This window comes from Amycolatopsis sp. NPDC058278 (genome assembly GCF_042881395.1).
Lineage (GTDB): Bacteria > Actinomycetota > Actinomycetes > Mycobacteriales > Pseudonocardiaceae > Amycolatopsis.
The window spans coordinates 14,916-28,696 of the sequence record NZ_JBHVXZ010000124.1 but is presented as its reverse complement, the minus strand read 5'-3'; the positions used below and the strand labels follow the sequence as shown (position 1 = coordinate 28,696).

At 74.3% G+C, this 13,781-nt stretch carries 10 protein-coding genes, 1 tRNA gene and 1 pseudogene; 6 read left to right on the top strand and 6 right to left on the bottom strand.

Annotated elements, in window-relative coordinates:
- Window positions 1–651 (top strand): annotated as a pseudogene (locus ACFVYA_RS40540) (AraC family transcriptional regulator); the annotation flags it as partial.
- A gap of 144 nt (window positions 652–795) precedes the next feature.
- Window positions 796–4,452: a family 78 glycoside hydrolase catalytic domain gene (locus ACFVYA_RS40535; RefSeq protein ID WP_387052702.1), complete on the top strand. Its 3,657-nt coding sequence runs from the start codon at window positions 796–798 to the stop codon at window positions 4,450–4,452.
- 39 nt (window positions 4,453–4,491) lie between these two features.
- On the opposite strand, the gene ACFVYA_RS40530 is transcribed toward ACFVYA_RS40535, so the two are convergent.
- Entirely contained in the window at window positions 4,492–5,808 is a 1,317-nt protein-coding gene (locus tag ACFVYA_RS40530; RefSeq protein WP_387052700.1) for a cytochrome P450, read from the bottom strand.
- 39 nt (window positions 5,809–5,847) lie between these two features.
- Complete coding sequence (locus tag ACFVYA_RS40525; protein WP_387052698.1) at window positions 5,848–6,258, bottom strand: hypothetical protein; 411 nt, start codon at window positions 6,256–6,258, stop codon at window positions 5,848–5,850.
- A gap of 117 nt (window positions 6,259–6,375) precedes the next feature.
- On the opposite strand from ACFVYA_RS40525, the gene ACFVYA_RS40520 reads away from it, so the two are divergent.
- The 3 genes from ACFVYA_RS40520 to ACFVYA_RS40510 all read left to right on the top strand — a co-directional run bounded on the left by ACFVYA_RS40520 (window position 6,376) and on the right by ACFVYA_RS40510 (window position 8,858).
- A complete protein-coding gene (locus tag ACFVYA_RS40520) occupies window positions 6,376–7,641 on the top strand; it encodes a cation:proton antiporter (RefSeq protein ID WP_387052697.1) in 1,266 nt (421 codons plus the stop codon).
- A gap of 87 nt (window positions 7,642–7,728) precedes the next feature.
- Window positions 7,729–7,911 carry a CsbD family protein gene (locus tag ACFVYA_RS40515; protein ID WP_013226939.1) on the top strand — a complete coding sequence of 61 codons (183 nt, stop codon included), beginning with the start codon at window positions 7,729–7,731 and terminating at the stop codon, window positions 7,909–7,911.
- Between the two features lie 68 nt (window positions 7,912–7,979).
- Window positions 7,980–8,858: an alpha/beta fold hydrolase gene (locus ACFVYA_RS40510; protein ID WP_387052695.1), complete on the top strand. Its 879-nt coding sequence runs from the start codon at window positions 7,980–7,982 to the stop codon at window positions 8,856–8,858.
- Here ACFVYA_RS40510 and ACFVYA_RS40505 read toward each other — a convergent pair.
- Window positions 8,849–9,622 carry an SDR family NAD(P)-dependent oxidoreductase gene (locus tag ACFVYA_RS40505; protein WP_387052693.1) on the bottom strand — a complete coding sequence of 258 codons (774 nt, stop codon included), beginning with the start codon at window positions 9,620–9,622 and terminating at the stop codon, window positions 8,849–8,851. The genes ACFVYA_RS40510 and ACFVYA_RS40505 overlap by 10 nt on opposite strands.
- Before the next feature lie 124 nt (window positions 9,623–9,746).
- Here ACFVYA_RS40505 and ACFVYA_RS40500 point away from each other — a divergent pair, with 124 nt between their 5' ends.
- Window positions 9,747–10,595, top strand: coding sequence for a helix-turn-helix transcriptional regulator (locus ACFVYA_RS40500; RefSeq protein WP_387052691.1), 849 nt, complete (start codon window positions 9,747–9,749; stop codon window positions 10,593–10,595).
- Window positions 10,596–10,638: 43 nt separating this feature from the next.
- On the opposite strand, the gene ACFVYA_RS40495 is transcribed toward ACFVYA_RS40500, so the two are convergent.
- The 3 genes from ACFVYA_RS40495 to ACFVYA_RS40485 all read right to left on the bottom strand — a co-directional run bounded on the left by ACFVYA_RS40495 (window position 10,639) and on the right by ACFVYA_RS40485 (window position 13,731).
- The gene (locus ACFVYA_RS40495; RefSeq protein WP_387052689.1) at window positions 10,639–12,363 is read right to left on the bottom strand and encodes a SelB C-terminal domain-containing protein; all 1,725 of its coding nucleotides are present in this window, start codon (window positions 12,361–12,363) and stop codon (window positions 10,639–10,641) included.
- A complete protein-coding gene (gene selA, locus ACFVYA_RS40490) occupies window positions 12,354–13,637 on the bottom strand; it encodes an L-seryl-tRNA(Sec) selenium transferase (protein ID WP_387052687.1) in 1,284 nt (427 codons plus the stop codon). Before selA ends, ACFVYA_RS40495 begins: the two co-directional genes overlap by 10 nt.
- Window positions 13,637–13,731, bottom strand: a tRNA-Sec gene (locus tag ACFVYA_RS40485). Before ACFVYA_RS40485 ends, selA begins: the two co-directional genes overlap by 1 nt.
- Window positions 13,732–13,781 lie beyond the last annotated feature (50 nt).

Genomic DNA, 13,781 nt, shown 5'->3' with positions numbered 1-13,781 from the left:
ACGCTGCACTGGGTCGAGCGGCTGGCCGGGCCCGCGGTGGCGGCCGACGCCGCGGCCGCCATCGGCTGGCGCCGCTACGGCACCGCGGTGCCGGTGCACCCGCCGTCCGGCATGCCGGACGCCGCGGCGATCCTCAACGCCGGGTTCCGCTGGCACCCCGGCGCAACGGGCGTGCTGCTCGCGAACGGCGTCGGCGAGGTCGAACTCGCGTCGGTGTTCGACACCGAAGGCCAGTCCCTGTCTTCGCGCACGCTCGCCGTCGGCTTCGACGGCGGCCCGATCCGGTCGCGGCACGGGCTCACGTTCCTGCCCCGCGCCTCCCTCGCCTCGGCCCGGCTCGACCGGCTGCTCGTGCCGGGCGCGATTCGCGGAGTCACCCCGCTGCCCGGCGGGCCGGCGCCCGAGTACGTCCACGACCGGCCCGGCTTCCCCTACGACCTTGCGGTGAGCGGGCTGTCCCGCCGCACCGACGTCGCCACCGCGCGGTGGACGGCGAAGGTGCTGGAGCTGCCCACCGACGGAGTCGTCTTCGAAGGCGACGCTTGGCCTTGGCTGCCCACGGCGCTGCCGATCGCGCTGATCCTGCTGGGCGTCGCGGTGGTCGTCGTGATCATCGGGGTGCGGCGGTCCCGGCGCCCTGAAACGATTTAGGAATCCGGCCGAAACGGCAGCTCGCGGGCCTCGTGCGTACCGGTGGCGTATTGCCAACACGTGAGGTGGTGATTACAGTCACCTCTCAGCGCTTGGTTGAAACGTTCTAATTCGCGTCCCCATCCCCGCCGCAAGGGAGCCTGCATGCTGCCCTCGAAGCTCTGGCGCGCCACCACCACCACGCTCGCCGCGATCCTGGCCCTGTCGGCCGCCGCGGTTCCCCCCGCCGGCGCCGCGCCGCCGATCGGGCTGTCCGGCGCGCACTGGATCTGGTACCCGGAGGGCGACGCCCGTGTCGCCGCGCCGGCCGGGACCCGGTACTTCCGCACGACGTTCACCGTCCCCGCCGGCGCGGTCACCGACGCCCGGCTCCTGCTCACCGGCGACGACACCGCCGACGTCTGGCTCAACGGCACCCCGCTCGCCTCCTCGGCCCGCACCAGGGACTCGTGGCGCACGGCGCTGCCGGTGGACCTGCGGCCCGCGCTCGTCCCGGGCCGCAACACCCTCGCCGTCGCCGTCCGCAACGCCGCCGGCCCGGCCGGCCTGCTCGGGCGGCTGCGGGTGACGACCGCGGCGGGCAGCACCGACCTCACCACCGGGGCCGGCTGGAAGAGCGCGACGACCGTGCCGGAGGGCTGGGAACAGCCCGGCTTCGCGGACGGGACCTGGTCGCCGGCCGCGGACCTCGGCGCCTACGGCACCGCGCCGTGGGGCGCCGGCGTCACCACGCCGAACCCCGTCGCGGCGTCACCGCTTTCGGTCGCGAGCGCCACGGTCGCGAACCGCGTGAACCCGCTGGGCGTCGACCCGGCGCGGCCGCGGTTCGGCTGGAAGCTGACGTCGGCGGCGCCGCAGCAGCGGCAGTCGGCGTACCAGCTCGTCGTGTCCGCCGGCGGGAAGGACCTCTGGGACAGCGGCCGCGTCGCCTCGGCGCAGCAGGCCGACGTCGCCTACGGCGGCCCGGCACTCGCCTCGCTGACCGCCTACACCTGGCGCGTCCGCGTCTGGGACGGCCAGGGCCGGCCGAGCGGCTGGAGCCCGGTGCAGCGCTTCGAAACCGCGCTCCGGAGCCCGGCGGCCGAGTGGACCGGCGCCTTCCTCGGCCGCGCCACGGCCGGTCCGGACCTCGCCGGGGCGAGCTGGATCTGGTACCCCGAAGGCGATCCGCTCGGCGGGGTGCCGCCGTCGACCCGTTTCTTCCGCAAGACCCTGGACCTGGCCGCGGCCCCGGCGAAGGCCACTTTGGTCGTGACCGGCGACGACACCGCGACCGTGTGGGTCAACGGCACCCGCGTCAGCGACTCGCCGCGAGTGGCCGACTCGTGGAAGACGGCCGCGGTCGTCGAGGTCGGCAGCCTGCTGACGGCCGGGGCGAACACCATCGCGATCAGCACGGAGAACACCACGCAGAGCCCGGCGGGCACCATCGCGAAGCTGATCGTCCAAGGTGGACCGCAGACGGTCACCGACGGGACGTGGAAGGCGAGCCAGATCGGCCCGGACGGCTGGCAGCAGCGCACTTTCGACGACAGCTCCTGGGTCGCCGCGCGGGCGCTGACCGCGTACGGCACCGGCCCGTGGGGTGCGAACGTCGCCGTGAGCGCGCCCGCTCCCCTGTTGCGCAAGAGCTTCACCGTCACGAAGCCGGTCGCGAGCGCCCGGCTGCTGACGACCGCGCTCGGGCTGCAGGAGACCCACCTCAACGGCGTCAAGGTCGGCTCGGAGGTCCTCGCGCCGGGCTGGACGGACTACGCGAAACGCCTGCAGTACCGGGTTTCCGACGTCACCGGGCAGATCCGCGCCGGGGAGAACGTGCTCGGCGCGCTGGTGGGCAACGGCTGGTACTCCGGCAGCGTCGGCATCGCCGGGAGCCAGAAGTACGGCACCGAGCCGTGGTACTCCGCCCAGCTGCGGCTGACGTACACCGACGGCACGAGCACCACGGTCGCGACCGACGGCACCTGGAAGACCGCCGACGGCCCGATCCGCGCCGACGACCTCTACCAGGGCGAAACCTACGACGCGCGGCTCGCGGCGGCCGGCTGGGACCGGCCCGGCTTCGACGACCGCGGCTGGGCGGCGCCTCGCGTGCGCGGCGACGCCAAGCCGAATCTGGTGTCCCAGGCGGACAACGGCGTCACGGTGCAGCAGGAGTTCAAGCCCGTCGCCTGGACCCAGCCGAAACCCGGGGTGTGGGTCGCCGACCTCGGCCAGAACTTCGGCGGCTGGAACCGGCTTTCGGTGACCGGCCCGGCCGGCACCACGGTGACCATGCGGCACGCCGAGGTGCTCAACCCCGACGGGACCGTCTACACCACGAACCTGCGCGCCGCCCAGGCCACCGACCGGTTCACCCTCGCCGGCACCGGCCGCGCCGAGACGTACGAACCGCGGTTCACCGTGCACGGCTACCGGTACGTCGAGCTGACCGGCCTGCCCGCGGCGCCGACCGCGGCGACGTTGACCGGCCGGGCGATGTGGACCTCCGGCGCGCAGACCGGCACCTTCACGTCGTCCGACGCGCTCGTCAACCAGGTGCAGCACAACATCCTGTGGGGTGAGCGCTCCAACATGCTGTCGGTGCCGAGCGACTGCCCGCAGCGCGACGAGCGGCTCGGCTGGACCGGCGACATCGGGATCTTCGCCGCGACGTCGACGTTCAACCTCGACGTCGCGAACTTCCTCGGCAAGTTCAGCGACGACCTGGTCGACGCGCAGCACGAGGACGGATCGTTCACCGACGTCGCCCCGGGCGTGCTGAACGGCTCGGGCACCGCGGGCTGGGGCGACGCGGGCGTCATCGTGCCCTACACCCTGTGGCAGCGCTACGGCGACACCGGCGTGATCGACGAGCACTTCGCCGCGATGGTCCGGTGGATCGAGTACCTGCGGTCGACCTCCGGCGCCGACCTGATCCGCGACCACCAGACGTACGGGGACTGGCTCAACGTCAACGACGAGACCCCGCACGACCTGGTTTCGACGGCGTTCTTCGCGTGGTCGTCACGGCTGGTGTCGCGGATGGCCGCGGCGACCGGGCACCCCGCCGAAGCGGCGAAGTACGGGACGCTCGCCGACCAGGTCGGTGCCGCGTTCACCGCTCGCTTCGTGGCGGCGGACGGCACGATCGGGTCGGACACGCAGACCGGGTACGTCCTGGCGCTGGCGTTCGGGCTGCTGCCGGCCGACCGCGTCCAGCCGGCGGCGGACAAGCTGGCGGCCCGCGTCGCCGCGGCGGGCGGGCACTTGACCGTCGGGTTCCTCGGCGTCGAGAACCTGCTGCCCGTGCTGGCCGCGCACGGCCACGCCGACGTCGCCTACCGGGTGCTGCTGCAGCCGGACTTCCCGGGCTGGGGCTACATGATCGGCCACGGCGCGACGACGATCTGGGAGCGCTGGGACGGCATCAAGCCGGACGGCTCGTTCAACGACCCCGGGATGAACTCGTTCAACCACTACGGCCTCGGCTCGGTGGGCGACTTCCTGTACCGGTCGGTGGGCGGCCTGGCCCCGGCGTCCCCCGGTTACGCGTCGCTGCGCATCGCACCCCAGCCGGGCGGCGGCCTCACCTCGGCGAAGTCGGCGTACGAGACGCCGTACGGCGGCGCGGTCAGCGACTGGTCGGCCGCGGGCAGGAAGCTGACGCTGCGGGTGACGGTCCCGGCCGGTTCCTCGGCGACGGTGGTGGTGCCGACGTCCCGGCCGTCGGGCATCACCGCGCCGCCCGAAGCGGTGCCCTCGGCGCCCGGGACGTACTTCCTGCCCGCGGGTTCGTACGTCTTCACCGCACCGGTGTGACCGCCTGAGCCGGTGCCGCCGCACCACGGCGGCACCGGCTCAGACCGGCTTGAGCTTCAGGTGGAAGTTGTCGAGGGTGGCCGGCAGCGGGCGCTCCGGGGACAGCACCGGTCCCGACGCCTGCTCGTACCCGTGGTCGCGCAGCAGGTTCGCCAGCATCGTGCTCGCGCAGAACTGGACCAGGTCGCGGCCGGGGCAGATGGCCGGACCGGCGCTGAACGGGACCAGGGCCGGGTTCTCCGCCGCGCGGCCGTCGAGCCAGAGGTCCGGCTCGAACCGGTCCGCGTACGGCAGGTCCGGGTCCCGGTGGAAGAACGGCGTGAAGATCAGCACCGTCGTCCCCGCCGGTCCCCAGGACGTCTCCTCCGTCGTCTCACGCAGGATCATCGGCGTGGTCGGCCACAGCCGTACCGCGTCGAGCACGCACGCGCGCAGGTAACTCAGCTGGTTCGGTTCCGCGAGGTCGGCGCCGTCGAGGTCCGCGCGGGCGCGGTCGAGGGCGGCCGGGTGGCTCGCCAGCAGCGCCAGCGTCCGGTAGGTCGCCATGCCGGCCGCGTCGAACGCGAACAGCCAGTGCGCCACCTGGTCGGGCGCTGTGTCCTCGCCGGCCGAGGCGATGGCGGCGGCCAGGCTGCCCGCCTCGGCGCGGTCCAGGTGCCCGGTCAGGCGGCGGCGGAACTCCTCGCGCAGCTGCTTGCGCTTCGGATGCGCGTACGCCCAGTTCGCGTCGAGCCGGAGGCGTTCGAGCTGGTCGGTGAGCGTCGTGTCGTCACGGGCGCCCGCGCCGAGCACGATCCGGCGGACCAGGCGCCACCAGGTGACGTTGAAGGTGTCCCAGTCGAGCTCGCCGCTGTGGGTGACCTCGCTCAGCAGGACGGCCGCTTCCTCGGCGACGGCCCGGGCGAACGGTGCCGCCAGCTCGTGCAGCGGACGGCCGGGTTGCAGCACGGCCTCGGTGAACCGGCGACGGGCCGGCCGGTCGACCGCGTCCGAAATCAGGACACCGTGCGGCTGGAAGTGACTCAGCGCGGCCCGTTTCTCCACTGTGGACGGACTGAACGGCGTCGGCGCGCCGGCCAGCAGCCGCTTCACGTCCGCGCCGGACAGCGCCAGTTCCACCGACCGGCCGGGGACGCGCAGCTTCAGCGGACGCCCGTAGTGGCGCTCGCGCAGCCGGCGCAGCAACCGCACGGCCGAGCGGTCGAACTGCAGCTTCCCGGCCAGCGCCATCGCCGCGGGACGACGTTTGATCACGCCACCGGCCAGCGTGGGCAGCGCCACCTCGAGCGCGACTCGCAGGGTCTCGGCGACCGAAGCGGTCTCCGGCCGGGTGCGGTGTTCCCGAGTGGACGTCATGGCGCCCGGCTACCCGCGGTGGCCGGGCCGGAAACGCCCTCAGCCGCGCAGGGCGACGTTCAGCACATCACCGGCGTGGTCCAGGCAGTCCACGCAGATCACCGCGTCCCGCGCCGCGCAGTCGACGCGCAGCAGCGGACGCCGGAGCCCGAGGAACGTCCGGCGCTCGCGGCGGCCGCAGTAGTCGCAGACCGCCGCCAGCGGCGACGTCACCGCGGCCAGCACGTCACCCGCGCCGCTCTCCCGGTCCGCGCCGTCGCGCACCACGCGCAGGCCGGCGCGGACGCAGTCCACACAGATCGGCCCGTTCCGGCCGGGCACCCGGGGGTCGCGCTGCCTGCCGCAGAACCGGCACGGCCTGCCCGCCCCGTTCATCGCCGTCACCGCGGCCTCCTCGGTTTCGCCGCTCGCACGCCGGGAATCCGGGTCGCGGCGCGCCTCTTCTGCCACGCTACCCGGCTCCCGGGTGCCCGGCCGATCGCGGTGCGCCCCGGTGGAACCCGGCATCCACGCTCGCCCGGGTCTCCTGGCCGCGGTGGTGCGGGACGAGCGCGCAGGAGGAGACCTTTGTCATCGTTGACGGTGTTGTTCGGAGTGGCCGGCCTGCTCGCGCTCGCGGCGGCGATCGTGCCCAAGCTGGTCGCCGACCGGCCGTTTTCCGTGCCGCTGGTGATGCTGGTGGCCGGGATCGTGGTCGGGCTGCTCCCGCTGCCGGCCCCCTACGGCAACGGCTGGAGCGACCCGGCCGCCCACCTGGACAGCGTGGAATCCTTCGCTCAGCTGGGCATTCTCGTCGCGCTCGCCGGGGCGGGACTGTCGGTCGACCGCCCGTTCGGCCTGCGCCGGTGGGGGTCGACGTGGCGGTTGCTCGCGGTCACCATGCCGGTGTCGATCCTCGCGATCGCCGTGCTCGGGTACTGGTGGCTCGCGCTCGCTCCCGGCGTCGCGCTGCTGCTGGCCGCGGCGCTGGCGCCGACCGACCCGGTGCTGGCGGGCGACATCGGCGTCCCGCACCCCGACGTCGAGCCGGAACTGGCCCGGAACAACGAAATCCGCTTCACGCTGACGACGGAAGCCGGGCTCAACGACGGCCTCACCATGCCGTTCGTCCTGCTCGGCCTGGCCCTGGCGAGCGGCGAGCCCCGCCTCGATCCGTCCTGGGTGCTGGTGGACCTACTGCTGCCGCTGGTCGTCGGCGTCGTGGCCGGCCTGGTCACCGGGCGGCTGCTCGGCTGGGCGATCTTCCGGACGCCGTCGGACCGGCTGCGGCTGGCCGAGTACGCCGACGGGCTGGTCCTGCTCGCGCTGGCGTTCGTGCCCTACGCCATCTCGGAAGTGGTGCACGGCAACGGGTTCGTCGCCGTGTTCGTCGCGGCGGTCGCGGTGCGCACGCAGGAGCGCGAGCACGAGTACCACGGCGTCCTGCACGCCTTCGGCCACCAGCTGGAACGGCTGTTCGTCCCGCTCGCCCTGCTGGGGCTGGGCCTGGCGATCGGCGACGGCCTGCTGCGCGGGCTGCAACCCCTCGAAGTGGTGATCGCCGTCGTCGCCGTGCTGGTGGTCCGGCCGCTGGTGGGCTGGCTGTCCCTGCTCGGCGCGCCGTCGCCGGGACGGCCCGCCACCGCGGCGATCGCGTTCTTCGGCGTACGCGGCATCGGGACGCTCTACTACCTGGCCTACACGCTCAACCGGCTCCCCGTGCCGCAGCAGGACGTGCTCTGGCGGGTCGGCGCCCTCGCCGTCGCGGTGTCGGTCATCGTGCACGGCGTGCTCGCGGAGCCGGCGATCCAGCGGATCGAGCGGATGGGCGGCCACCTGCCCGCCGATGTGTAGCCGCGCGAGGAGTGGGTATCAGTCTGTCAAGGCCCTTTTGGCGACTGGCCGATCCGGAAATGTCGCCGTGACGGAAGGTGCACCCTGATGAACGACAAACTGGAAAACAAGGGCGAAGAGCTCAAGGGCCGGGCCAAGGAAGCCGTCGGCGACGCCACCGACAACGAGCAGTGGCAGGCCGAAGGCAAGTCCGAGCAGGCCAAGGGCTCGCTCAAGCAGGCCGGCGAGAAGATCAAGGACGCTGTGAAGGGTGTCACGGACAAGAAGTGACCCGTTTCTCCGCTGCCGCATCCCGGAACCCCGGGGTGCGGCAGCGGGCTCATGTCCGGGGGCAGTAGGTGTTCGAGGGCTTCACACTGGACCGCGCCGACGTCGGTGCGGTGACACTGCGGGTGCGCCACGGCGGGTCCGGGCCGCCGGTCCTGCTGCTGCACGGGCATCCGCGGACGCACACGACGTGGCACCGCGTCGCTCCGCGGCTCGCGGAGCGGTTCACCGTCGTGTGCCCGGACACCCGTGGCTACGGCGAGTCCACCAAGCCGCCGACCGACGCGGAGCACACGCCCTACAGCAAACGCGTCATGGCGGCGGACTGCGTCGCGCTGATGCGGCACCTCGGGCATGAAGAGTTCTTCGTGGCGGGCCACGACCGCGGCGCCTACGTGGCGACGCGGCTGGCGCTCGACCACCCGGACGTGGTCCGCGGCGCGGCCATCCTCGACGCCGTCCCGATCGGCGAGGCCCTCGCCCGGTGCGACGCACGGTTCGCCCGGGACTGGTACCACTGGTTCTTCTTCGCCCAGCCGGAAATACCCGAGCGGGTGATCACCGCCGACCCCGACGCCTGGTACGACGTCCGCACGAGGAACACCCCCGAACGGCTCGGCGAGGAGAACTTCGCCGACTTCCACCGCGCGATCCACGACCCGGCCACGGTCACCGCGATGCTCGAGGACTACCGCGCGGGCCTGGGTGTCGACCGCGCCCACGACGACGCCGACCGCGCCGCCGGGCGGCGGATCACCTGCCCCACGCTGGTGCTGTGGTCCCGGGACGACGACATGGAAGACCTCTACGGCGACGTCCTGGCCGTCTGGCGGCCGTGGACGGCCGACCTGCGCGGGCACGCGATCGAGTCGGGGCACCACGTGGCCGAGGAGAACCCCGAGGCGCTCGCCACCGCGCTGAGCGGGTTCTTCGGCGGGATTCAGCGGTAGCGGGAGGCGAGTTCCGGGCGCTGCCCGCCGAAGGCGGCGAGGTCGGCCCGGAAGACGGCGGCGAGCAGGCCGGCGTCCTCGACCCCCGGAGCGGTGACGACCTCACCGAGCTCGAAGCCGCGTAGGGACGCGGTGACGACGTCGGCGGCGGACATGCGCGGCACCGCGCCGAGGTCCAGCCCCTGGCGCTCGTGGAACTCGGTGGCGACGACGCCCGGGCACAGCACCTGCACCCCGACGCCGGTGCCCTCGAGCTCGGCGTTCAGGGCCTGGGACAGGGCGACGAGGTAGGCCAGGGACCCGGCGTAGACCGCGCGGCGGGGCAGGACGGAGGAGTCGGCGGGACCGCTGAAGGCGATCATCCCGGCCACGTTGACGATCTTCCCCTCGCCGCGTTCCCGCATGCCCGCGACCGCGGCCCGGGTGAGCATGGTGGGCGCGGCGACCTTGACGTGGACGAGCTCGGCGGCCTTGTCGGCGGGCAGCTGCGCCAGCGGCATGTAGTGGGCGACACCGGCGTTGTTCACGAGCATGGTCAGCGGCTCGGCGGCGCAGAGCGCGGCGACGGTGCCGACGCCGTCGTCGGTGGACAGATCGGCGGCGACCGTGCGCACCCTCACGTCCGGGTGCGCGGCGGCGAACTCGGCGAGGCGGTCCTCTCGGCGGCCGGTGACGATCAGGTCGTGGCCGTCGGCGGCGAGGCGTTCGGCGAAGGCCCGGCCGATGCCGGAGGTGGCGCCGGTCACGAGAGCGAGCTGGTTCATGGGTTCCGTTCCTTCCGGGGTGCTGCCACCACGATCGGCCCGGACCGCGGCGGCGGGAAGTGTCCGGTTTTCCTGGGACGGGCGGTACCAGGACAAGCGACCGGCCGGCTTGCACAATCGGGGGATGGCGAACACCGGACTCGGCACGGCCCTGCGCCACTGGCGCGACCGCGTCTCACCCCAGGCCGCCGGCCTGCCCGCGGGCCACCGCCGCCGCGCCGCCGGGCTGCGCCGCGAGGAACTGGCCCAGCTGGCCGGCATCTCCGCCGACTACGTCATCCGGCTCGAGCAGGGCCGCGCCACCAGCCCTTCGGCCCAGGTCGTCGAAGCACTGGCCCGGGCCCTGCGCCTCACCCAGGACGAACGGACGCACCTGTTCCGGCTGGCCGGCCTCGCGCCCCCGGGCCCCGGCACGGTCCCCCGGCACATCACGCCCGGCGTCCACCGCATGCTGGACCGGCTGGCCGGCACACCCGTCGCCGTCTTCGACGCGGCCTGGAACCAGCTGCTCGCCAACCCGCTCCATACGGCCCTGATGGGCGAATGGCACGGCAGCGACCTCAACGGCGTCCGGCGCAATTTCCTCAACCCGAACACCCGGGTCCGCGACACCCCCGGCTCCCGCGACACGCTGCAGGCGGCGTTGGTCGCTGACCTGCGCGGCACCGCCGGCCGCTACCCCGACGACCGGGACCTCCACGCACTCATCACCGACCTCCGGCGGCGCAGCACCCGCTTCGCCGCCCTGTGGGAATCGGGAGCCGTCGCCCACCACGAGTCCGCCCGCAAGACCATCGACCACCCGGACGTCGGCCCGCTGACCCTGGACTGCGACGTCCTGAGCGTCGCGGGCAGCGACCTGCGTCTCATGGTCTACACCGCCGAGCCCGGCAGCGACGAGGCCGAGCGCCTGGCGCTGCTGGGTGTCCTCGGGACGCAGTCGCTCGTCGGCGAAGAGCGCCGCCCGGGCTAGACCGCTCCGTCGGCGACCGCCGGCCGGGCGGAAACCGGGCGCTCTAGCCCGTCGTGCGGCGGGTGCCGTCGCCGAGGGGTTCGGTCCGGCCCGCCGCGTCCAGGCGCTCCAGCAGCGGGATCATCACGCGGCGGGTGCTGTCGAGGGCCTTGCGGGCCGCCGAAACCGTGAACGGCTGGGGCAGCCGGCGCAGCTCCTCCACGGCTCGCTCTTCCACGTCCGGGCCGAGCACCACTCCTTCGGCGACCGCCGTCAACCGGCCGAGGCGGACCGCCGCCGCCAGCTCTCGGCGGCCGAGGCCCAGTGCTCGCAGCTCGTCCGCCTCGGGCGCGCGGAACGGGTGCTCGGCGAGCCGTTCGGCGACCACTTCGAGCGCCTTCTCGACGGCGGGGGCGAGCCCGGCGCCGGGACGGCGGACCAGCCCGCCCGCCACCTCGAACCCGGTGCCCCGCACCACGGGGACGACCAGCTCCGGGGCGGGCAGCCCGAGCCGCTGCCGCAGCGCCTCCACCGGTACGCCCGCGGCCGTGCTGTCCCACGCTCCCACCACCGAGGCCGCCTGCGTGCGCGACGCCGCGAGCCGCTCCTCGTCCGCGCACCACTCGCCCAGCCGCTCCCCCGTCGAGCGCAGGCCCATCGCCGTGAAGTCCTCCGTGCGCACGAAACCCTTGCGGCGCAGGTAAACCCGGGCGAGGTCGGATTCGGCCAGCTCGCGGCCGCGGGCCCGCGCCGCGCCGCGGCGGGACAGGGCGGGCGGGTCGACGTCGAGGACGTCGAACCCGGCGGCGATCCGGTGCTCGCCGGGATCGCGCAGCAGGCCGCGGTCGCCGGTGCGCAGCGGCAGCGCGGTGGCCGTGGTGAGCCGCGCGGTGTCCGTCCCGAGTGGACGGACCCGCACCGGCACCGCCGCCGTGCCCAGGTGCAGCACCAGTTCGCGGTGCAGGTCGGCGGCGGCCGCGCCGCGCAGCCGGACGTCGAACTCGGCCGTGGTGCGCCACCGGCCCGGCGTGAGCAGGACGTCGCCGCGGCGGACGTCACCGCGGGCGGTGCCGCGCAGGTTCACCGCGACCCTGGCCACGGCTTCGACCCGGTCGCGGGGTTCGCCCAGCGCCTGCAGGGCGCGGACCTTCACCCGCGCCGGCCCCAGCGCGAACTCGTCGCCGGTGGTGATCGTGCCGGCGGCCAGCGTGCCCGTGACGACGGTGCCGGCCCCCGAAACCGTGAAGGCCCGGTCGATCCACAGCCGCACGTCGGCGTCCGGATCGGGCACCGGCAGGCCGGCGGTGAGCTCCCCGATCGCCGTGCGCAGGCCGGCCAGGCCCGCGCCCGTGGTGCCGCTGACGGCGACGCTCGGAACGGCCCCGAGCGACGTCGCGGCGATCTCCCGCAGCGCGACGGCCGTCGCGGCGGCCGCGTCGGCGCGGTCGGCCTTGGTGACGACCAGGAGCCCACGGCGGACGCCGAACGCGTCCAGGGCCGCCAGGTGCTCGGCCGACTGCGGCATCCAGCCCTCGTCCGCGGCGACGACGAACAGCACCGCCGGGGCCGGCCCGGCGCCGGCGAGCATGTTCGGCACGAACCGCTCGTGGCCCGGCACGTCCACGAACGCGACGTCCTCGGCGCCGATCCGGGTCCACGCGAAGCCGAGGTCGATGGTGAGGCCGCGACGGCGTTCCTCGGCCCACCGGTCCGGTTCCATCCCGGTCAGCCGCCGCACGAGCGTGGACTTCCCGTGGTCGACGTGGCCGGCGGTGACGATCACCCGCATCGGCGGACGGCTTCCCGCAGCTTCGCGTCCTCTTCCGGGGGCACGGTCCGCAGGTCGAGCAGGCAGCGGTCCTTGACGACGCGGCCGGCCACGGCGGGCTCGCCCGTGCGCAGCGCGGCCGCGTACCGGGCGGGCAGGCTCACCGCGACGCTGGGCAGCTCGACGCCCGGCGCTCCCCCGCCGCCGACGGCCGCGACCGACGCGACCACCTGGGCATCGGCGTTCTCGAGGACCTTGACCAGCGCTTCGGCTCGTTCTCGCAAGCTCGCGAGGGACATGTCGAGCGCGACGCGCACCGGAGGTTCCGGCCCGCGCAGTGTCGCTTCGAGGGCGGCGAGGGTGAGCTTGTCGACGCGCAGGGCCCGCGCGGCCGGGTGCCGCCGCAGCCGTTCGACGACGTCCGCGTCGCCGAGCAGCAGGCCGGCCTGCGGGCCGCCGAGCAGCTTGTCCCCGCTCGCGGTGACGATCGTGGCGCCCGCCCGCAGCGCGCTCGCCGCGTCCGGTTCGTCCGGCAGCAGCGGGTGCGGGGCCAGCAGGCCGGAGCCGATGTCGGCGACCAGGGGCACGCCGAACCCGGCCAGCTCGCCCAGCCCCGCTTCCGCGGTGAACCCGGTGACGCGGTAGTTCGACGGGTGGACCTTGAGCACGAACCCGGTGTCCGGGCCGATCGCCGCGGCGTAGTCCCGGATCGACGTCCGGTTCGTGGTCCCGACCTCGTGCAGCCGCGCGCCGGCCGATTCCAGCAGGTCCGGGATCCGGAAGCCGTCGCCGATCTCGACCAGCTCACCCCGGCTGACGACGATCTCCCGGCCCGGGGCCAGCGCGAGTGCGCAGAGCAGCAGGGCCGCCGCGTTGTTGTTGACCACGTGCACCGCACCGGCGTCCGGCACGGCCGCTCGCAGCGCCGCGAGGGCGCCGCGGCCGCGCCGGGCCCGCTCGCCGGTCGCGAGGTCGAATTCGACGTCGGTGGCGCCACCGGCCGCGACGACGGCGTCGCGCGCGGCCGCCGACAGGGGCGCGCGGCCGAGATTGGTGTGCACGACGACGCCGGTCGCGTTGATCACCGGCCGCAGCGAGGACGCACTCGCCGGGAGCCGGGCCAGCACGGTGTCGACGACGTCGCCGGGGGCGATCTCCCCCGCCCGCACCGCCTGCTGGACGTCGTTGACCACCGCTTTGACCAGGTCCCGGCCGAGCGATCCGGCGGCCTTGGCGATCCGGGGCTCGGCCAGGACCGCGTCGGTCCGCGGGATCGCGCGGCGCGGGTCAGGCATGGCGGAGGCGGACGGGAATCGAACCCGCCAGCGGCAGAACCTGCCGTTCGACGGTTTTGAAGACCGCGCCGGTCACCAGGCCGGATACGCCTCCCTGCACCATGGGCCCATCCTGCCAAGTTCGCGCCCGGGGGGCACGATGAA

Bases quoted from the DNA above. Each gene is read 5' to 3' on its own strand.
- ACFVYA_RS40535 (WP_387052702.1), top strand. From the start codon at position 796: ATGCTGCCCTCGAAGCTCTGGCGCGCCACCACCACCACGCTCGCCGCG.
- ACFVYA_RS40530 (WP_387052700.1), bottom strand. From the start codon at position 5,808: ATGACGTCCACTCGGGAACACCGCACCCGGCCGGAGACCGCTTCGGTC.
- ACFVYA_RS40515 (WP_013226939.1), top strand. From the start codon at position 7,729: ATGAACGACAAACTGGAAAACAAGGGCGAAGAGCTCAAGGGCCGGGCC.
- ACFVYA_RS40505 (WP_387052693.1), bottom strand. From the start codon at position 9,622: ATGAACCAGCTCGCTCTCGTGACCGGCGCCACCTCCGGCATCGGCCGG.
- ACFVYA_RS40500 (WP_387052691.1), top strand. From the start codon at position 9,747: ATGGCGAACACCGGACTCGGCACGGCCCTGCGCCACTGGCGCGACCGC.
- ACFVYA_RS40495 (WP_387052689.1), bottom strand. From the start codon at position 12,363: ATGCGGGTGATCGTCACCGCCGGCCACGTCGACCACGGGAAGTCCACG.
- selA (WP_387052687.1), bottom strand. From the start codon at position 13,637: ATGCCTGACCCGCGCCGCGCGATCCCGCGGACCGACGCGGTCCTGGCC.